Source organism: Oryzobacter faecalis (assembly GCF_046764005.1).
GTDB classification, from domain to species: domain Bacteria; phylum Actinomycetota; class Actinomycetes; order Actinomycetales; family Dermatophilaceae; genus Oryzobacter; species Oryzobacter faecalis.
This window is the reverse complement of sequence record NZ_JBKOFW010000002.1, coordinates 522,212-540,444: the sequence shown is the minus strand read 5'-3', so window position 1 is coordinate 540,444 and position 18,233 is coordinate 522,212. Positions and strand designations below refer to the sequence as shown.

The following is an 18,233-nucleotide window of genomic DNA, read 5'->3' as shown; positions in this document are numbered from 1 at the left end:
GGGGGCGTAGCGGCGGCCGCATTGTCTCGGGTGCCAGATTGTGCAACGTCAGGCCCCGTCCGGACGCGTGATCTCCGGTCCACGTCGTCGGGCGCGTCCCGCCCCGCGAGGACTGCCTAGGCTGGGTCCATGGACGGTGAGGAGCGCGCCCTCGCGGCGCTGGCGTCATCCGGGATCGACCACGAGGTGACCCGCCACGGCCGGGTGGGCTCGCTGGAGGAGGCCGCGGCCGCCCGCGGGGTCGAGCCGCGCGACATCGTCAAGACCCTCGTCGTGCGGCGGGGGGAGGGCGACTTCCTCTTCGTGCTCGTCCCCGGGGACCGCGAGATCTCGTGGCCCAAGCTGCGGACGCACCTGGGCGTCAACCGGATGTCGATGCCGGACGCCGACACCGCGTTCTCCGTGACCGGCTACGTCCGGGGCACGATCACGCCGTTCGGCTCGACGACCGCCTGGCCCGTCATCGCCGACGCGACGATGACCGGCCGACGGGTCTCCATCGGGGCCGGCGCGCACGGCGTCGCGGCCACGCTGGGGGCCGACGACGCCGTCCGGGCCCTCGGCGCCGAGGTCGCCGACGTCACCGACCCCGCCTAGGGCCGTCGACCGTCGCGGGGTCAGCCCTCGCGCATCGGGACGCGGACGCCGCGCTCGGCCGCGACCTCCTCGGCCCGGTCGTACCCGGCGTCGACGTGGCGGATGACGCCCATCCCCGGGTCGTTCGTGAGGACGCGGCGCAGCTTCTCGGCGGCGAGCGGGGTGCCGTCGGCCAGTGACACCTGACCGGCGTGCAGCGAGCGCCCGATGCCGACGCCGCCTCCGTGGTGGATCGAGACCCAGCTCGCGCCTGACGCCGTGTTCACGAGGGCGTTGAGGAGCGGCCAGTCGGCGATGGCGTCGGAGCCGTCGAGCATCGCCTCGGTCTCGCGGTACGGCGAGGCGACCGAGCCGCAGTCGAGGTGGTCGCGGCCGATGACGATGGGCGCGCTGACCTCACCGCGGGCGACGAGGTCGTTGAACGCCTCGCCGGCCCTGTCGCGCTCGCCGTAGCCGAGCCAGCAGATGCGGGCGGGCAGGCCCTGGAAGGCGATCTTCTCGGCAGCGCCGCGCATCCACTTCTGGAGGCGGTCGTTGTCGGGGAAGAGGTCGAGGACGGCCCGGTCGGTGGCGGCGATGTCCCGGGGGTCGCCGCTCAGGGCCGCCCAGCGGAACGGGCCCTTGCCCTCGCAGAACAGCGGCCGGATGTAGGCCGGGACGAAGCCCGGGAAGTCGAAGGCGCGGTCGTAGCCGCCCTGGCGGGCCTCGTCGCGGATCGAGTTGCCGTAGTCGAAGACCTCGGCGCCGGCGTCCATGAACCCGACCATCGCCTCGACGTGCCTCGCCATCGAGGCCCGGGCGCGGTCGGTGAGCTCCTCGGGCTTCTTCTCCGCGTACTCGGCCCACTCGTCGAGGCCGACCCCCTCGGGCAGGTAGCTGAGCGGGTCGTGGGCGCTCGTCTGGTCGGTGACGACGTCGACGGCGACCCCGCGGCGGAGCAGCTCGGGGAACACCTCGGCCGCGTTGCCGACGACCCCGACCGACCACGCGCGGCGCTCGGCCCTGGCCGCCAGCGCCTTGTCGACCGCGTCGTCGAGGGAGTCGGCCACCTCGTCGAGGTAGCGGTGCTCGACCCGGCGGCGCAGCCGGCTCTCGTCGACGTCGACGATGAGGCAGGCCCCGCCGTTGAGGGTGACCGCGAGCGGCTGCGCACCACCCATCCCGCCGCACCCGCCGGTGAGGGTCAGGGTGCCGGCCAGCGTCCCACCGAAGCGCTTCTCTGCCACCGCGGCGAAGGTCTCGTAGGTGCCCTGGACGATGCCCTGGGTGCCGATGTAGATCCACGAGCCGGCCGTCATCTGGCCGTACATCGTCAGGCCGAGGTGCTCGAGGCGGCGGAACTCGGGCCAGGTGGCCCAGTCGCCGACGAGGTTGGAGTTGGCGATGAGGACGCGCGGCGCCCACTCGTGGGTCTGCATGACGCCGACGGGGCGGCCGCTCTGGACGAGCATCGTCTCGTCGGCCCTGAGGTCCTGGAGGGTGCGGACCATCGCGTCGAAGGACCGCCAGTCGCGGGCCGCCCGGCCGGTGCCGCCGTAGACGACCAGGTCGTCGGGACGCTCGGCGACCTCGGGGTCGAGGTTGTTCATGAGCATCCGCAGCGGCGCCTCGGTCGACCACTGGCGGGCGGTGAGGGTGGTGCCGCGGGGGCTGCGCACGGGGCGGGCGCCGTCCATGTCCGTCTCCTTCGTCTGGTGGTTCCACTGTGGGGGCGGCGCGTGGTGGGCGGGACCCCTCGAGCCCGGAGCGTGTCTGCGATCCGAGACCCCGGCCCCGTGCCCTTCTCGAGTCGTGTGCTCAGGTGGCCGCCGGGGCGGCCACCTGAGCACACGACTCGGGGTGTCGGGGCAGACTCGCACCCATGACAGCAGCCGAGCCGCCGACCGGTGGCCACCCGACCGGCCGAGACCACCGCGGCGGGCACGTGCACGACGGGGTGTTCGCCAGCGGCCACGCCCACGGGACCCGGCCCGGCGAGGCCGAGTGGGACGCCCGCTACGGCGAGAACGCGTCGGGGATCTGGAGCGGCGCACCCAACCACGCACTCGTCGTCGAGGCGTCGGCGCTGCCGCCGGGTCGTGCCCTCGACGTCGGGTGCGGCGAGGGTGCGGACGCCGTGTGGCTCGCCCGCCGGGGATGGGAGGTCGTGGGGCTCGACCCGTCCGGGGTCGCCCTCGCCCGGGCGCGTGCCGTCGCGGAGGCCGCCGGGGTCGACGTCACCTGCGTGCACGGCGAGCTCTCGGGCGTCGAAACCACCTTGGGGACAGGGGAGTTCGACCTCGTGTCGGCTTTCTACTCGACGCTCTTCCATGACACCGACCCGCTGGCCGCCCTCACCCGGCTCGTCGCCCCCGGCGGGTCGCTGCTCGTCGTGCACCACGCCGACGTCGACCCCGAGCGGGCCCGCGCCCACGGCTTCGACCCGGCGGAGCTGCTCTCCCCGGCCGACGTCGCCGCGGGTGTGCCCGAGGGCTGGACCGTCGCGGTCGACGAGCGACGCGCGCGCGTCATCGACGGCGGCGCCGGAGCGCACCACAGCGACGACCTCGTCGTGCGGGTCACCCGCCCCGCCTGAGGGCCGCCCCGCCGCACGCCCGCGCGGACGTGGGTGAAGATCGTCGCCCTGGCGACGGTTATCACCCACGGTCCGCGACGAGGACCACGAGGACCACGGGGCCACGGGGACCTCGGGGGCGGGGTCAGGCGAGGGGGCCGGTGTGGGCCTCGGCGACGCGGCGGACCGTGCCGTCGGTGACGAGGCGGCGGGCGACCTCCACCTCGGGCGCCAGGAAGCGGTCCGGGCCCGGGGCGGAGGCGCCCGCGGCGACGAGGGCCTCGACGACCGCACCGGTCGCAGGTGCCGGCGCGAGCGGCGCCCTCAGCTGGAGGCCGCGGGCGGCGGTGAGGACCTCGACCGCGAGGACGCGGGCCAGCCCGTCGACCGACCGGCGCAGCTTCCGGGCGCCCGACCACCCCATCGAGACGTGGTCCTCCTGCATCGCCGAGCTCGGGATGGAGTCGACGGACGCGGGGACGGCGAGGCGCTTCATCTCGGAGACGATCGCCGCCTGGGTGTACTGCGCGATCATGTGGCCGCTGTCGACACCGGCGTCGTCGGCGAGGAACGGCGGCAGGCCGTGGTTGCGTGCCACGTCGAGGAAGCGGTCGGTGCGCCGCTCCGACATCGAGGCGAGGTCGGCGGCGACGATCGCGAGGAAGTCGAGCACGTACGCCACGGGCGCCCCGTGGAAGTTGCCGTTGCTCTCGACCCGACCGTCCGGGGTGACGACCGGGTTGTCGACGGCGCTCGCGAGCTCGAACGCCGCGACCCGGGCGGCGTGGTCGACGGTGTCACGGACCCCACCGGCGACCTGGGGGGCGCACCGCAGCGAGTAGGCGTCCTGGACCCGAGTGCACGCCTCGGTGCGGTGCGACTCGCGGATCTGGCTGTGCGCCATCACCTTTCGGATGTTCGCGGCGGACACCGCCTGACCCGGCTGGGGCCGCAGGGCGTGGAGGTCCGCGGCGAAGACGTCATCCGTGCCGAGCAGGCCCTCGACCGACATGGCCGCGGCGACGTCGGCGACGACGAGCAGCTCGCGCAGGTCGTGGAGCGCGAGGCACAGCATCCCGAGCATCCCGTCGGTGCCGTTGACGAGCGCCAGGCCCTCCTTCTCCTCGAGCTCGACGGGCGCGAGGCCGGCGGCCGCCAGCGCGGCACCTGCCTCGACGACCTCCCCCTTCGAGTCGCGCACCGGCCCCTCCCCCATGAGCGCCAGGGCGCAGTGCGAGAGGGGGGCGAGGTCGCCGGAGCAGCCGAGCGAGCCGTACTCGTGGACGACCGGCGTGATGCCCGCGTTGAGCAGCCCGACGTAGGTGGTCAGGGTCTCCTCGCGAATGCCGGTGCGCCCGGTCGCGAGCGTGGCGACGCGCAGCAGCATCAGGGCGCGGACGACCTCCCGCTCGACCTCCGGCCCGGACCCCGCGGCGTGGCTGCGGATGAGCGAGCGCTGGAGGCGGTGGCGCAGGTCGACGGGGATGTGCCGCGTCGCGAGCGCGCCGAACCCGGTGGAGACGCCGTAGTGCGGCTGGGTGTCGGAGGCGAGCCCGCGGACGACCTCGCGGGTGCGCCGGACCTCCTCGAGGGCGGCCGGGGCCACGACGACCGGGGCCCCGTCGCGTGCCACCCGGACCACGTCCTCGATGACGAGCGGTCCGCCCCCGACGACGACCGGCTCGAGCCCGGGGACCGCGTCGGCCGAGGCGACGTCCGTGGCGGGACCGCCGGCCCGGTAGGAGGTCGGCATCCGCTCGCGGGAGGTCTCGTCGCTCATGGTTCCCATTGCAGCGCCGACGGCGGGGCGGGACCACCACGAGGGGCCGCGTCATGTCTCGGATCCAAGACCCGGCTGTACCAGCGGCGACGACGGGGAGGGGCTGCGGCCCGGGTGGCGGACCGTGGGCCCCGAGGCGCTCGACGACGAGGCCTGACGAGGCGGACCCGCGGGGTGCGAGGATGGCGCCATGGCCAACGCACCGGCCGCGGGGCACGCCCTCGACGTCCTCGCCCTCATCGCCCGCCGCGGCGAACCGGTGCCCGCTGCCGCCATCGCCCGCGACCTCGGCCTGCCCCGTTCGAGCGTCTACCACCTGCTCAGCGTCCTCGTCGACCGTGGCTACGTGCGCCACCTGCCCGAGGAGCGCCGCTACGGGCTCGGGATCGCGGCCTACGAGCTCGGCTCGGCGTACCAGCGCCAGGCCCCGCTCGAGCGGATGGCCCGCGGCGTCATGGACCGCCTCGCCGAGGCCACCGGCCACAACGCCCACCTCGCGGTCCTCCACGGCCGTGACGTCCTCTACGTCATCGAGCAGCGGGCGCCCGGCCGGCCGCTCCTCGTCACCGACGTCGGTGTCCGCCTCCCCGCCGCGCTGACGGCCTCCGGGATGGCGATGCTGGCCGCCCTTCCCGCCGCCCAGGTCCGCGCGCTCTACCCCGACCGAGCCGCCCTCGTGCAGCGCGACGGCCGCGGCCCGTCGTCGACGACCCGGCTGCGCGCCGAGCTCCAGGCGGTGCGCCAGCGCGGCCATGCCGTGGAGGACGGGCTCGTCACCCCCGGGCTGGGGTCGGTGGCCGCCGCGGTGCTCGACCACAACGACTACCCCGTCGCCGGGGTGGCGGTGACGTTTCCGCAGGTGGACGTGGATGCGGCGACGACCGCCCTGCTCGTGGCAGCCGTCCGCAAGGCGGCCGCGAGCCTGTCGACCCGGCTCGGACGGGCTACTCGCTGAGGGGTACCGACCCCCCGGTCGGGCCATGGACGCCCCGTCCGGGAGGGTCATACGTTGACAGGTGGCCCGGTCGACGGCGGCCGGGCCATCTCCTTGTCGAGAGGACGGTCCCATGAGGACGTGGCGTTGGCGTGTGGCAGTGGCGGCCGGGGCGGCAGGAGCGCTCCTCGTCGGGGGCCAGGCGGTGGCCGCGCCGGGGGGCAACGGCTGGACGACGGCCGGCGGTGACCGGCAGAACACCCGGTTCGCCGCGAGCGAGTCGAAGATCTCGGCGGCCAACGTCTCCGGCCTGACCACCAAGTGGGCGTTCACGACCGAGGGCGACGTGTCGGCGACGCCGGCCGTCGACGGCCAGAACGTCTACGTCCCGGACTGGCGGGGCAACCTCTACGCCGTGAACAAGGCGACCGGACAGCAGGTGTGGCGCACGACGGCCTCCACGCTCACCGGCGTCGGCTTCGACAAGTTCCGCGCCACGCCGGCCCTGACGGACACCTCGCTCGTCATCGGCAACCAGGGCCCGTTCGGCGGCGGCGGAGCCGTGGTCGCGGTGAGCAAGGCGACCGGCGCCCTGCTGTGGCGGACCCAGGTGGAGACGCACCCGGCGGCGATCATCACGCAGTCGGCGACGGTGTTCGACGGCGTCGTCTACGTCGGGGTGGCCAGCCAGGAGGAGCTGCTCTCCGCCGTCGTCCCCGGCTACCCGTGCTGCTCCTTCCGCGGCAGCATGCTGGCCCTCGACGCGAGGACCGGAGCCATCCTCTGGCGCACCTACATGACCCCCGCGAACTTCCCGGGCAACGCGGTGTGGGGCAGCTCGCCGGCCATCGACACCAAGCGGCGCACCGTCTACGTCGCCACCGGCAACAACTACGACGCCCCGCCGGAGACCCTCGCGTGCGTCGCGGCGGCGACGACCCCGGAGGGCCGCGCGGCCTGCCTCCCGGCGGACAACTACTTCGACGCGATCGTGGCGCTCGACATGCGCACCGGTGCCGTGAAGTGGGTGACCAAGGCGCTGGACTTCGACGCCTGGACGGTCGACTGCATCCCGTTCATCGGGGACGGGTCGAACTGCCCCGAGCCGGCCGGGCCCGACTACGACTTCGGCCAGGCCCCCAACCTGTTCACCGTCGCGAGCGGGCCGATGAAGGGGCGTGAGCTCGTCGGTGCCGGGCAGAAGAGCGGCCAGTACTGGGCGCTCGACCCCGCGACCGGTGCGGTCGTGTGGGTGACCCAGGCCGGTCCCGGCGGCACGGCCGGTGGGCTCCAGTGGGGCTCGGCCACGGACGGGCGCCGTGTCTACACCGCGAACGCGAACAGCGGTGGCGTCTCCTGGAACGGCGCGAACACCGGTGTGTGGAGCGGGCTCGACGCCGCGACCGGCGAGCTGGTCTGGGAGGCACGACCCTCGCAGGGCGGCTCGACGTCCGGCCCGGTGACGACGGCCAACGGCGTCGTCTTCGGGTGCTCCCTCGACCCCCTCGGGCACATGTACGCCCTCGACGCGGCCGACGGCAGCGAGCTGTGGCGGTTCGCGAGCGGCGGCTCGTGCCTGTCCGGCGCGGCCATCTCGAACGGCACCGTCTACTGGGGCTCCGGCTACAGCAACTTCGGCTTCGGCACCCCGAACAACAAGCTGTTCGCCTTCGGCCTCGGCTGAGCCGCAGGGTCCACGTCGCCGGCTGAGGGCTCTCGTCCTCAGCCGGCGGCGACCCAGTAGGTCCGGGTGTTCGTGAACGCGTGCAGCCCGGCGGCGGCCAGCTCGCGCCCGTAGCCGCTGCGCTTGGTCCCGCCGAAGGGCACCCGCGGGTCGGACGCGACGACCGCGTTGACGAACGCGGCGCCCGAGGTGACCCGTCGTGCCACGGCCAGGGCCCGCTCGGTCGACCCGCTCCAGACGCTCAGCCCGAGGCCGTAGTCCGTGGCGTCCGCGAGCTCGACCGCGTGGTCCTCGTCGCGGGCGACCGCGACGGCGGCGACGGGGCCGAAGGTCTCCTCGTCGAACACCGGCATCCCCGGACCGGTCCCGAGGAGCACGGTGGGCTCGTAGAAGCTGCCCGGCCCGTCGACGCCCCGGCCCCCGGTGGCGAGCTCGGCACCCGCAGCCAGGGAGGCGTCGACCTGCCGCTGGAGGGCGTCGCGCAGGTCGCGTCGTGCCAGCGGGCCCACGGTCGTCGCCGGGTCCGTCGGGTCACCCTGGACGAGGGCGCGGACGCTAGCGACGAACGCCGCCGTGAACGCCTCCGCCACCGGTGCCTCGACGACGAACCGCTTGGCGCACACGCAGCTCTGGCCGGAGTTGGTGAACCTCGACCGCACCGCGGCGGCCGCAGCGGCCTCGACGTCGGCGTCGGCGAGGACGACGAACGCGTCCGACCCGCCGAGCTCGAGCACCGACGGCTTGGACGCCCGGCCCGCGGCGGCGCCCACCATCTCGCCGGCGCGGTTGCTGCCGGTGAGGGTGACCGCGGCGACCCGCGGGTCCTCGATGAGCCGGGCGACCGTCTCCGGGACGTCGGACTCGGCCACGACGAGGGCCGTGACCAGGTCGGCGGGGAAGCCGGCCCGGGCGGCGAGGTCGGCCATCGCGAGCGCGCAGCCGGTGACGTTCGGGGCGTGCTTGAGGAGGACGCCGTTGCCGGCGGCCAGCGTCGGGAGGGCGAACCGCATGACCTGCCACACCGGGAAGTTCCACGGCATGACCGCGAGGACGAGCCCCACCGGCTCGTGGGCGACCCAGGCCCGCGTCGGTGTCGGACCGAGGTCGACCGGGCTGTCGGCGAGCAACGCCGGGGCGTGGGCGGCGTAGTACTCCGCCGTGACCGCCGACTTGTCCACCTCGCCGTGGGCCTCGGCGAGCGGTTTGCCCATCTCCCGCGTCACGAGCGCGGCGAGGCCGTCGGCCTCGGCCCGGAGCAGGCCGGCGAGGTCGGTGAGCCGCGCGGCGCGCTCGGCCACGGGCACCCTCCCCCAGGAGGCCGCGGCCGCGGCTCCTGCGGCGACGGCGGCCTCGACCTCCGCACCCGTCATCGGCTCGTACGAGGCGATGGTCGTGCCGTCGGCCGGGTTTACGGTGAGGATGCTCATGTCGCGCGGAGCCCGCCCCGGTCGCTCTCGGAGAGGTGCTCGAAGGTCTCGCCGGTCGCGGTGATGGTCCGGGTGACGTCGCGCCCCCCGTAGACCCAGTAGATGCGCATCGTGCCCTCGCCCCGGTTGTGGAAGCGGTGGGGGATCCCCGCGGGGACCCAGGTGGCCTGTCCCGCAACGAGGTCGAAGGACTCGTCGCCGATCTCGGCGAGGGCCTCACCCTCGAGGACGAGCACCGACTCCTCGACGTTGTGGCTGTGCAGCGGGAGACCGGTGCCGGGCGCGAACCGGGTCTGGCCCGTCGTCACCCGGTTGGTCTCGCAGTTCCACCTGCCCACGTACGGGATGGTGACGACGCCGTTGCCGCGGTCGAACGGCACGACGTCCTCCGGCGTGATGAGCAGGTTCGGCGCCTTGGGCTGGGGGGTCATGGGTGTCCTCTCGGGGAGATGGGGCGGGGACAGAGGGGTTCAGGCGGAGCGGAGCCGGGTCAGCAGCGCGTCGGCGAAGCCGGCTGTGGAGCACGTGCCGCCGAGGTCGCGCGTGCGGGAGGAGGGGTCACGGAGCACCGCGTCGACGCCTGCCTCGAGGCGGCCCGCGGCGGCGACGAGCGCCGCGTCGTCGGACCTCTCGCCGTGCCACCGGAGGAGCATGGCGGTGGACAGCAGCAGCGAGGTGGGGTTGGCGACGCCCTGACCGGCGATGTCGGGGGCGGAGCCGTGCTGGGCCTGCGCCACGCACAGGTCGTCGCCCCGGTTCACGGCGCCGCCGAGCCCGAGGCTGCCGCACAGCTCGGAGGCCTGGTCGCTGAGGATGTCGCCGAACATGTTCGTCGTGACGACGACGTCGAACTCACCGGGCGCCCGGATGAGGCGTGCGGCCGTGGCGTCGACGATCAGCTCGCGGTACCCGACGTCGGGGAACTCCTCGCGCACCTCCCGGACGGCGCGGAGGAAGAGCCCGTCGCTCAGCCTGAGGACGTTGGCCTTGTGCACGGCGGTGACGTGCCGGCGCCGGGTGGCCGCGAGCTCGAACGCGGTGCGCGCCACGCGTTCCGACGCCTTCCTGGTGATCTTGCGGATCGAGAAGGCGCTGTCGGCATCCGGCATGAACTCACCCGAGCCGGCGAACATCGAGCGGTCCGAGTAGAAGCCCTCGGTGTTCTCCCGGACGATGACGAGGTCCATCGGCTCGCGCAGGACACTGAGGTCGTCGAGCGAGCGGCAGGGGCGGACGTTGGAGTGCAGCCCGAACCGGGTGCGCAGGACGGCCGAGGGGTTGAGCCCGCCCTGCTCCGTCGCCGGGTACTCGTAGTGCGAGACCGGCCCGAGGACGGTGCCGTCGACCTGCGGGACGAGGGCGAGGACGTCATCAGGGAGGGTCGTGCCGACGGCGGCGAGCGAGGCGAGCCCGATGTCCCGGGTCTCGACGTCGAGGGCCACGCCGGTGAGCCGGGCGAGCTCGGCGAGGACGTCGAGGGTGACGGCGGTGATCTCGGGCCCGATGCCGTCGCCGGGCAGGGCGAGGATCCTCACGGCGCGTCACCTCCGCCGTGGTGGAAGCGTCGCTCGGCGATGGTGTTGACCTGGCTGCCGGGGACGACGAACCGGTCCGCGGCGGAACGCCACTGCGCGAAGTGCGGGGCACTCCGGTGGGCCGCGAGCGCGTCCTCGTCGGCATACAGCTCGTAGAAGTGGAAGTGGTGCGGGTCGGCCGTGTCCTGCACGACGTCGAACCAGAGGCAGCCCGTTTCGTCGGCGACGGAGCGCTCGGCGTTCTCCCCGATGGCTGCGAGGAAGTCATCGAGGTGCTCGGGGACCACGTGGAGGGAGACGACGAGGGCGATCATGCGGAGGGCTCCTTCGTGAGCGGAGTGGGGAGGTCGACGCCGGTCTCGCCGGAGAGCCGGGTGAGGTTGTCCCAGGTGGTGTCGGCGACGGGGATGCCGGCCGTGGCGAGGCGCGCCGCGGTCGCGTCCTCGAGCTCGCCCGGGACGAGCACCCGGTCGGCCCAGTCGGCCGTCGGGGTGGCGCGCGTGCGGTCCACGAGGTCCTCCATCCGCGCCGCGAACTCGGCCGGTTCGGCCATCGCGGCGACGTCGACGGTGAGGAGGAGGTGGCCGGCGCCGCTGCGCCCCTCCGGGGTGTAGGGGCCGGCGACGCCGTCGCCGTAGGCGCTGCCGGTCAGGACGCCGGAGAGGACGTCCATCATGAACGCGATGACGTAGCCCTTCGGCCCGGCCATGGGGAGGATGAGTCCGTGGATCGCCGCGTCGGCGTCGGTCGTCGGGGTGCCGTGCTCGTCGGCGGCCCACCCCTCCGGGATGCCGGTGCCGCGCTCGGCCGCGAGGTGGACCTTGCCGCGGGCGACGGCCGTGTTCGCGAGGTCCATGACGACGACCCCGTGGCGGCCGGCGGGGGCCGCGATCGACCAGGGGTTCGTGCCGACCGCCTTCGTCCGCCCGCCCCACGGCGCCATCGCGGGGCTCGCGTTCGTGGAGAGGACGGCGACGCAGCCGGCCTCCGCGGCGCGCCTCGTGAAGTAGGCGGCGGTGCCGAAGTGCCCGCTGTTGCGGACCCCCACCGCGCTGACCCCGTGCGCACGGGCCCGCTCCACGCCGAGGTCGACGGCACGGCTCGTCACGACCTGGCCGATGCCGTGGCGCCCGTCGAGGACGACGACGGCGCCGTGGTCGCGCACCACCTCGGGCTCGGTCACGGTCTCCGTCGCACCGCTGCGCAGCCGCTCGAGGTACCACGGCAGGCGGAGCATCCCGTGCGAGGCGTGCCCCCACAGCTCGGCGACGACGAGGGTGTCGGCGAGGAGGGCGGCGTCCGGCTCGGGGACACTGTGGGCCTGCAGGACCGCCGTCGCGAAGGTGCGCAGGGCGTCTGGGGCGACGGTCCGGGTGCCGTGGGTGTCGCTGGTGACGGTCACGGTGCTGGCCTCCCTCCGGGTGGGTCGCTATGATGGAAGCATAGTTGTATACAAGTACGCAAGAAGGGTCCGGGGCATGGTCGAGGCACGCCGCACGTCGGGGGGCCGGCTCGTCTACGAGGAGCTGCGCCGGCGCATCCTCGCCCTCGAGCTCGAACCGGGGAGACGCCTCTACGAACCCGAGCTGTCGGCCCTGATGAAGGTCAGCCGCACCCCGCTGCGCGAGGCGCTGCGCCTCCTCCTCGCCGAGGACCTCCTCGAGCAGCTCCCCACGGGCGGCATGGTCGTGCGGGGGGTGTCGGCCACCGACGTCGCCGAGCTCTACGGGGTGCGGGGCGCGCTGGAGGGGCTCATGGCCGCGGAGGCCGCCGTGCGGCTCACCGACGACGACGAGCGCGACCTGCGGGCGCTCGTGGCGCGCAACGAACGGCTCGTCGACATCCCCGAGGACGCGATGAACGCCGGCCACGACTTCCACGCGCGGATCGCCCGGGCCGCCGGGCACGGCTGGGCCGAGCGGCTGCACGCCCAGATCGACGGCCACATGGTGCGCTACCGGCGCTACTCCAACAGCAGCGACGAGCGCCGGCAGGCGGCGCTGGAGGAGCACCGGGCGATCCTCGCCGCCCTCGTGGCGCGCGACCCCGCCGGGGCGCGGGCGGCCGCCGAGGACCACGTCCTGCGCGCCCGCGACGCCGCCCTGGCATCCATCGGCGAGGACCTCCCCGGCTGAAGGTCCTGCCCCGGCCTCGCGGTCGAGGTATTCCGGCGGCCCCAGTGCCTGGCCGAATACCTCGACCGGGGACGGGACACCGGGTCGGCGTTACGGCAGGCCGACCGGGTGGTAGCGGCGCTCGGGACGGCCGGCCGCCCCGTACCTCGGGCGCATCATCGCGACGCCGGTGTCGACGAGGTGGTCGAGGTAGCGCCGGGTGCTGCTGCGCGAGAGCCCGGTCGCCTCGGCGGCGTCCGTGGCGGACAGCCCCTCGGGCCCCGCGGCCGAGAGGGCGTCGGAGATCAGCACCATCGTCTCGGCGCTGATGTTCTTCGGCAGCGACTCCTGCGTCGTCGCCCGGGTTCGGAACACGCGGTCGATGTCGGCCTGCGACACGTCCTCGAGGTTCGTGATCGTCGCGCGGTGCCGTGCGTACTCGGACAGCCGGTCGCGCAGCGAGTCGATCTCGAACGGCTTGACGAGGTACTGGAACACCCCGCCGTGCATCGCCCTGCGCAGCGTGTCGAGGTCGCGGGCCGCGCTGATGATGATGACGTCGACCGGCGGCATCCCCGGCTCCCGCAGCCGCTTGAGGACGTCGAGCCCGGTCATGTCGGGGAGGTAGACGTCGAGGAGGACGAGGTCGGGCCGGGTCTCCCGCGCCGCACGCAGCGCCTCGGCCCCGGTCTTCGCCACGCCCGCGAGCTCGAACCCGGGCTGCCGTGCGACGACGCTCGAGTGCAGCCGCGCGACCATGAAGTCGTCGTCGACGACGAGCACCCGGGTCACGACGCCACCGCCGGCCGCCGCACCGGGAGGCGCACCGTGAACACGGCGCCGTTGTCGTTCGCCACGGTCACCGCTCCCCCGCGCTTGGTGCAGATGAGCCGCACGAGGGTCAGGCCCACCCCGCGCCCGCCCGGTCGGGTCGCCTTGGTGCTGAACCCCTTCCGGAACACGCCGGCACCCACCCGCTCGTCGACGCCGGGGCCCGAGTCGCGCACCACGACGACCACCTCGTCACCCTCCAGCCGCAACGTCGCCCGCACCGTCGGGTCCTGCGAGTCGGCGGCGGCGTCCATGGCGTTGTCGACGAGGTTGCCGAGGACGGTCGTCACGTCGGCCGACAGCTGCTCGTCGAGCCGGGGCAGCGCCGTGCCCTCGTCGATGAGGAAGGTCACGCCGCGCTCGGTGGCCTGGCTCGCCTTGGCGATGACGAGGGCGGCGACCGCGGGGTCCTTGACGACCGAGCCCACGCTCGTGAACCACTGGGTGCGGTCGGCGGTCAGCTGGCGCACGTAGGCGCGGACGTCGTCGTACTGCTCGAGCTCGATGAGCCCGCTGACGACGTGCATCCGGTTGCTGAACTCGTGCGCCTGCGCGCGCAGGGTGTCGGTGGCCTGCAGCGTGCGGTCGAGCTCGTTCTGCAGCTCGAGCATCTGGGTCCGGTCGCGCAGCGTCACGACGAAGCCGATGGGCCGCCCGCGGCTCTGCACCGGCCGCCGGTTGAGCGTGACGAGGCGCCCGTTGATCGGGACGACCTGGTCGGTCGCCGGGTGCGGGTTCTCGAAGATGTCGGCGACCCGACCGCTCGGGTCGATCTCCGCGAGGGTCCGACCGGTCGAGGTCTGCGGGATGCCGAGCAGGTGGGCCGCCTCGTCGTTGACGATCGTCACGACCCCCTGGAGGTCGACGGCGATGACGCCCTCCTTGAGGCCGTGGAGGAGCGCCTCACGCTGCTCGACGAGCCCGGCGATCTCCGGCGGCTCCAACCCGAACGTCTGGCGCTTGACGTGCCGGGCGAGCAGGAGCGACCCGGCCACCCCCAGCACGCTGGCGATCCCGAGGTAGGTGAGCAGGCTCGGCATCGCGGCCCCGAGGTCGTCGACGATCGAGGGGTAGTCGCGCACCACGGCGACGACCCCGTCGGTCCGGCGGGTCTGCGGGCTGATGACCGGCACCATCGCCATCGCCGAGCCGGTGCCCTCCTCGGTCCCGACCCAGGAGCGTCCCTGCATCGCCACGGACATCTGGATGCGCACCTCGCCCTCCCGCGGGAGCGGCTCCGAGGAGGCGATGACGCGCCCGTCGGTGTCGGCGATCATCACCGCGCTCGACCCCGAGAACTGCTTGCCGATCTGGACCACGGACTGCGCCTGGCTGCTGAACACGTCGTCGACCGACGCCGCCGCCTCGCGCACGCCGGGGTTGTCCGCGAGCCCCTCGGCGACGGCGAGGGCGCGGCGCCCCTCGGTGTCCTTGAGCCGCTCCTGCGACTGCGCGACGGAGACACCGGCGACCCCCACGAGGACGATGAGGACGATGCCCAGCTGCATGAGGAGCATCCGCCCGACCAGCGTCGTCCTGCGGGTCAGGAGGCGCGGGCTCCAGCGACCGCTCATGGCCGGATCGTGGCAGATGAAGGGTCCCGGGCGCCAAGAACGGGCTGAGCAGAATGCACACAATGCTGTTTGCGTGCGCAACGGTGACAGGTGCGGCGGCGGGCTCCACCCTCGGAGGAGACCGACCGCGAGGTCGGACCCCAAACGAGACAAAGGAGTCATCGTGCGCCTTCGCACCTCGCTCAAGATGACGGCCGCGGCCGTCGCCGCGGGCCTGCTCTTCACCGGATGCGGCGTCAGCTCGGAGGAGCCCGACGCCGGCACCGCGTCGTCCGCCGGACCGGTCACCGGCCTGCGCATCCTCGTCCCCAACTCCCCCGGCAGCGGCTACGACGTCACCGCCCGCGCCGCCGCTAAGGCGATGCAGGACGCCAAGCTCTCCGAGACCATCGAGGTCTTCAACACCGCGGGGGCCGGTGGCACCGTGGGCCTGCAGCGCCTCGTGAACGAGAAGGGGTCCGAGGACCTCCTCATGCAGATGGGCCTGGGCGTCGTCGGCGCGGTCTACACGAACAAGTCGGCCGCGACCCTCCAGGACACCGTGCCGATCGCGAAGCTCATCGAGGAGTCCGAGGCGATCGTCGTGCCGAAGGGCTCGCCGTACAACACCCTCGACGACCTGGTCGCGGCGTGGAAGGCCAACCCGGGCAAGGTGCCCGTCGGCGGCGCGTCCAACCCCGGTGGACCCGACCACCTGACCCCGATGCTGCTCGCCAAGGCGGTCGGCATCGACCCGAAGACGGTCAACTACGTCGCCTACGACGGTGGCGGCGAGCTGCTCACCGGCGTGCTCGGCAAGAAGGTCGCCTTCGCGGCCACCGGCGTCGGCGAGGTCGCCGAGCAGGCCAAGTCCGGCGACGTGAAGATCCTCGCCGTGACCAGCGCCGAGCCGGTCGAGGGCGTCGACGCCAAGACCCTCAAGGAGCAGGGCGTCGACCTCGAGTTCACCAACTGGCGCGGCATCGTCGGCCCTCCCGGCCTCTCCGACGCCAAGAAGCAGCAGTACATCGACCTGCTCACCAAGATGCACGACTCGGCCGAGTGGAAGAAGACGCTCACCGACCAGGGCTGGGCCGACGCGTTCCAGACCGGTGACGAGTTCGGCACGTTCCTGCAGAGCGAGAACGACCGGGTCGCCGGCGTCCTCAAGGAACTGGGCCTGGCCTGATGTCCGACGTCACGTCCGCGAAGGGGGGCCGCTCCGAGTACGGGGTGGCCCTCCTCCTCGCGGCCCTCGGCAGCTGGGCGATCATCGACGGGCTGCGGCTCGGCGACACCGCCTCGCGGGGGCCCGTGAGCGCGAGCACCGTGCCGGTGGCGGTCGGGCTCCTGCTCCTCGCCATGGCCGTCCTGCTCGTCGTGGACCTCGTCCGCGGCGGGCGGGGCGAGCCCGAGGGCGGCGAGGACGTCGACCTCTCCCACGGCAGCGACTGGCGCACCATCGGCCTCCTCGTGGCCGCGTTCGCCTTCAACGCGCTGTTCATCGACCTGCTCGGCTGGCCGATCACCGGGGCGGTGCTGTTCTTCGGCGCCACCTTCGCCCTCGGCGGGCGGCACTACGTGCGGCAGGCGCTCATCGCGCTCGTCCTCTCCGTGGGGACCTGGTACCTCTTCTTCCTCGGCCTGGGCCTGAAGCTCCCGGCCGGTCTCCTCCAAGGGATCCTGTGATGGACGGCATCAACGGCCTCATCGAGGGGTTCGCCACCGCGCTGACCCCGCTCAACCTCCTCTACGCGGTGGTCGGCGTCGTCCTCGGCACGGCGATCGGCGTCCTCCCCGGCATCGGCCCGGCGATGACGATCGCGCTGCTCCTGCCGCTGACGACCTCGCTCGACGTCCAGCAGGCGCTCATCATGTTCGCCGGCATCTACTACGGCGGCATGTACGGCGGTTCGACGACGTCGATCCTGCTCAACACCCCGGGCGAGAGCGCGTCGGTGGTCACGGCGATCGAGGGCAACCTCATGGCCAAGGCGGGCCGAGGAGCCGCCGCACTGGCCACGGCAGCGGTCGGCTCCTTCGTCGCGGGTACCATCGGCACCCTCCTGCTCGCCCTGGTCGCCCCGCAGATCGTCAAGGTGGCCATCGGCCTCGGCGACCCCGACCTGTTCGCGGTCATGGTGCTGGCGTTCATCGCGGTCACCAGCGTCCTCGGCTCCTCGAAGGTCCGCGGGCTGGCCTCGCTCGGCATCGGCCTGACCATCGGGCTCGTCGGGATCGACCTGACGTCGGGCCAGCAGCGGCTCACGTTCGGCATCCCGCAGCTCGCCGACGGGATCGACGTCGTCGTCGTCGCGGTCGCGATGTTCGCGGTCGGCGAGGCGCTGTGGGTCGCGGCCCACCTGCGCCGCTCGCCGGTGCAGGTCATCAAGGTCAAGGCGGCGCGGATGTCGCGCGAGGACTGGCGCCGGTCGTGGCCGGCGTGGCTGCGCGGCACGGCGATCGGGTTCCCGTTCGGGGCGATCCCCGCCGGTGGCGCCGAGATCCCGACGTTCCTCTCCTACGTCACCGAGAAGAAGCTGACCAAGCACCCGGAGGAGTTCGGGAAGGGCGCCATCGAGGGCGTCGCCGGCCCGGAGGCGACGAACAACGCGTCCGCCGCCGGTGGCCTCGTTCCGCTGCTCACCCTCGGCATCCCGACGACCGCCACCGCGGCGATCATGCTGGGCGCGTTCCAGACCTACGCCATCCAGCCCGGCCCGCGCCTGCTCCAGACGCACCCCGAGCTGGTGTGGGGCCTCATCGCGAGCCTGTTCATCGGCAACACGGTGCTGCTCCTGCTCAACCTGCCGCTCGCGACGGTCTGGGCCCGCCTGCTCCACATCCCGCGGCACTACCTCTACGCCGGCATCCTGTTCTTCGCCAGCATCGGGGCGTACGCCGCGAACAAGCAGAGCTTCGACCTGTGGCTGCTGCTCATCATCGGCGCGCTCGGCTTCTTCATGCGCCGCTACGGCCTGCCGATCGTGCCGGCGATCATCGCGATCATCCTCGGCCCCGCCGCGGAGGAGAGCCTGCGCCGGGCCCTGCAGATCGCCGACGGCTCGGTCACCGGGCTCGTCGACACCTGGTTCGCCCGCACGGTCTACCTCATCGTCGTCCTCATCCTCGTCGTGCCGCCGGTCGTCCGGCGGGTCCGGCGCGGGCGCGGGGACGACACCGACCTCCGGGACACCGTCCCGGCCAACAGGGAAGGACAGTGA

17 protein-coding genes are annotated in these 18,233 nt (G+C 73.5%); 8 read left to right on the top strand and 9 right to left on the bottom strand.

Going from position 1 to position 18,233, the window contains the following annotated elements; genetic code table 11:
• Positions 1 to 129: 129 nt before the first annotated feature.
• Positions 130 to 597, top strand: coding sequence for an aminoacyl-tRNA deacylase (locus ACK8HX_RS06385; RefSeq protein WP_411939825.1), 468 nt, complete (start codon positions 130 to 132; stop codon positions 595 to 597).
• A 20-nt stretch (positions 598 to 617) separates the two neighbouring features.
• Here the strand turns inward: ACK8HX_RS06385 and hutU are convergent, their stop codons facing one another.
• On the bottom strand, positions 618 to 2,273 hold the full coding sequence (hutU, locus tag ACK8HX_RS06380; RefSeq protein ID WP_411939824.1) for a urocanate hydratase: 1,656 nt from the start codon (positions 2,271 to 2,273) through the stop codon (positions 618 to 620).
• A gap of 185 nt (positions 2,274 to 2,458) precedes the next feature.
• On the opposite strand from hutU, the gene ACK8HX_RS06375 reads away from it, so the two are divergent.
• A complete protein-coding gene (locus ACK8HX_RS06375) occupies positions 2,459 to 3,172 on the top strand; it encodes a class I SAM-dependent methyltransferase (RefSeq protein ID WP_411939823.1) in 714 nt (237 codons plus the stop codon).
• A 124-nt stretch (positions 3,173 to 3,296) separates the two neighbouring features.
• On the opposite strand, the gene hutH is transcribed toward ACK8HX_RS06375, so the two are convergent.
• Positions 3,297 to 4,931 (bottom strand): histidine ammonia-lyase, encoded by a 1,635-nt coding sequence (gene hutH / locus ACK8HX_RS06370; RefSeq protein ID WP_411939822.1) that lies wholly within the window; start codon positions 4,929 to 4,931, stop codon positions 3,297 to 3,299.
• A 190-nt stretch (positions 4,932 to 5,121) separates the two neighbouring features.
• Between hutH and ACK8HX_RS06365 the strand changes: the two genes are divergently transcribed.
• Together ACK8HX_RS06365 and ACK8HX_RS06360 are read left to right on the top strand one after the other, a co-directional pair.
• Positions 5,122 to 5,886 carry an IclR family transcriptional regulator gene (locus ACK8HX_RS06365; protein ID WP_411939821.1) on the top strand — a complete coding sequence of 255 codons (765 nt, stop codon included), beginning with the start codon at positions 5,122 to 5,124 and terminating at the stop codon, positions 5,884 to 5,886.
• Positions 5,887 to 5,998: 112 nt separating this feature from the next.
• Positions 5,999 to 7,549 carry an outer membrane protein assembly factor BamB family protein gene (locus ACK8HX_RS06360; protein ID WP_411939820.1) on the top strand — a complete coding sequence of 517 codons (1,551 nt, stop codon included), beginning with the start codon at positions 5,999 to 6,001 and terminating at the stop codon, positions 7,547 to 7,549.
• 38 nt (positions 7,550 to 7,587) lie between these two features.
• Here ACK8HX_RS06360 and ACK8HX_RS06355 read toward each other — a convergent pair whose 3' ends face one another.
• Genes ACK8HX_RS06355 through ACK8HX_RS06335 form a run of 5 tightly spaced genes read right to left on the bottom strand, consistent with a single transcriptional unit; the run spans position 7,588 to position 11,913 of the window.
• Positions 7,588 to 8,976 (bottom strand): aldehyde dehydrogenase family protein, encoded by a 1,389-nt coding sequence (locus ACK8HX_RS06355; RefSeq protein WP_411939819.1) that lies wholly within the window; start codon positions 8,974 to 8,976, stop codon positions 7,588 to 7,590.
• Positions 8,973 to 9,407, bottom strand: a complete 435-nt coding sequence (locus tag ACK8HX_RS06350; protein ID WP_411939818.1) for a cupin domain-containing protein — start codon at positions 9,405 to 9,407, stop codon at positions 8,973 to 8,975. The genes ACK8HX_RS06355 and ACK8HX_RS06350 overlap by 4 nt, the downstream gene beginning before the upstream one ends.
• A gap of 39 nt (positions 9,408 to 9,446) precedes the next feature.
• Positions 9,447 to 10,511 (bottom strand): isocitrate/isopropylmalate dehydrogenase family protein, encoded by a 1,065-nt coding sequence (locus tag ACK8HX_RS06345; protein WP_411939817.1) that lies wholly within the window; start codon positions 10,509 to 10,511, stop codon positions 9,447 to 9,449.
• On the bottom strand, positions 10,508 to 10,825 hold the full coding sequence (locus tag ACK8HX_RS06340; RefSeq protein ID WP_411939816.1) for a putative quinol monooxygenase: 318 nt from the start codon (positions 10,823 to 10,825) through the stop codon (positions 10,508 to 10,510). The genes ACK8HX_RS06345 and ACK8HX_RS06340 overlap by 4 nt, the downstream gene beginning before the upstream one ends.
• Positions 10,822 to 11,913, bottom strand: coding sequence for an Ldh family oxidoreductase (locus tag ACK8HX_RS06335; RefSeq protein WP_411939815.1), 1,092 nt, complete (start codon positions 11,911 to 11,913; stop codon positions 10,822 to 10,824). The genes ACK8HX_RS06340 and ACK8HX_RS06335 overlap by 4 nt, the downstream gene beginning before the upstream one ends.
• 76 nt (positions 11,914 to 11,989) lie before the next feature.
• On the opposite strand from ACK8HX_RS06335, the gene ACK8HX_RS06330 reads away from it, so the two are divergent.
• Positions 11,990 to 12,646, top strand: a complete 657-nt coding sequence (locus ACK8HX_RS06330) for a GntR family transcriptional regulator (RefSeq protein ID WP_411939814.1) — start codon at positions 11,990 to 11,992, stop codon at positions 12,644 to 12,646.
• A gap of 90 nt (positions 12,647 to 12,736) precedes the next feature.
• On the opposite strand, the gene ACK8HX_RS06325 is transcribed toward ACK8HX_RS06330, so the two are convergent.
• Positions 12,737 to 13,417, bottom strand: a complete 681-nt coding sequence (locus ACK8HX_RS06325; protein WP_411939813.1) for a response regulator — start codon at positions 13,415 to 13,417, stop codon at positions 12,737 to 12,739.
• Positions 13,414 to 15,030, bottom strand: coding sequence for a sensor histidine kinase (locus ACK8HX_RS06320; protein ID WP_411939812.1), 1,617 nt, complete (start codon positions 15,028 to 15,030; stop codon positions 13,414 to 13,416). The genes ACK8HX_RS06325 and ACK8HX_RS06320 overlap by 4 nt, the downstream gene beginning before the upstream one ends.
• A gap of 163 nt (positions 15,031 to 15,193) precedes the next feature.
• Here ACK8HX_RS06320 and ACK8HX_RS06315 point away from each other — a divergent pair, with 163 nt between their 5' ends.
• The 3 genes from ACK8HX_RS06315 to ACK8HX_RS06305 are packed head-to-tail and all read left to right on the top strand — an operon-like array spanning position 15,194 to position 18,233.
• A complete protein-coding gene (locus ACK8HX_RS06315) occupies positions 15,194 to 16,198 on the top strand; it encodes a Bug family tripartite tricarboxylate transporter substrate binding protein (protein ID WP_411939811.1) in 1,005 nt (334 codons plus the stop codon).
• Positions 16,198 to 16,698, top strand: a complete 501-nt coding sequence (locus ACK8HX_RS06310; protein WP_411939810.1) for a tripartite tricarboxylate transporter TctB family protein — start codon at positions 16,198 to 16,200, stop codon at positions 16,696 to 16,698. Before ACK8HX_RS06315 ends, ACK8HX_RS06310 begins: the two co-directional genes overlap by 1 nt.
• Complete coding sequence (locus ACK8HX_RS06305) at positions 16,698 to 18,233, top strand: tripartite tricarboxylate transporter permease (protein WP_411939809.1); 1,536 nt, start codon at positions 16,698 to 16,700, stop codon at positions 18,231 to 18,233. The genes ACK8HX_RS06310 and ACK8HX_RS06305 overlap by 1 nt, the downstream gene beginning before the upstream one ends.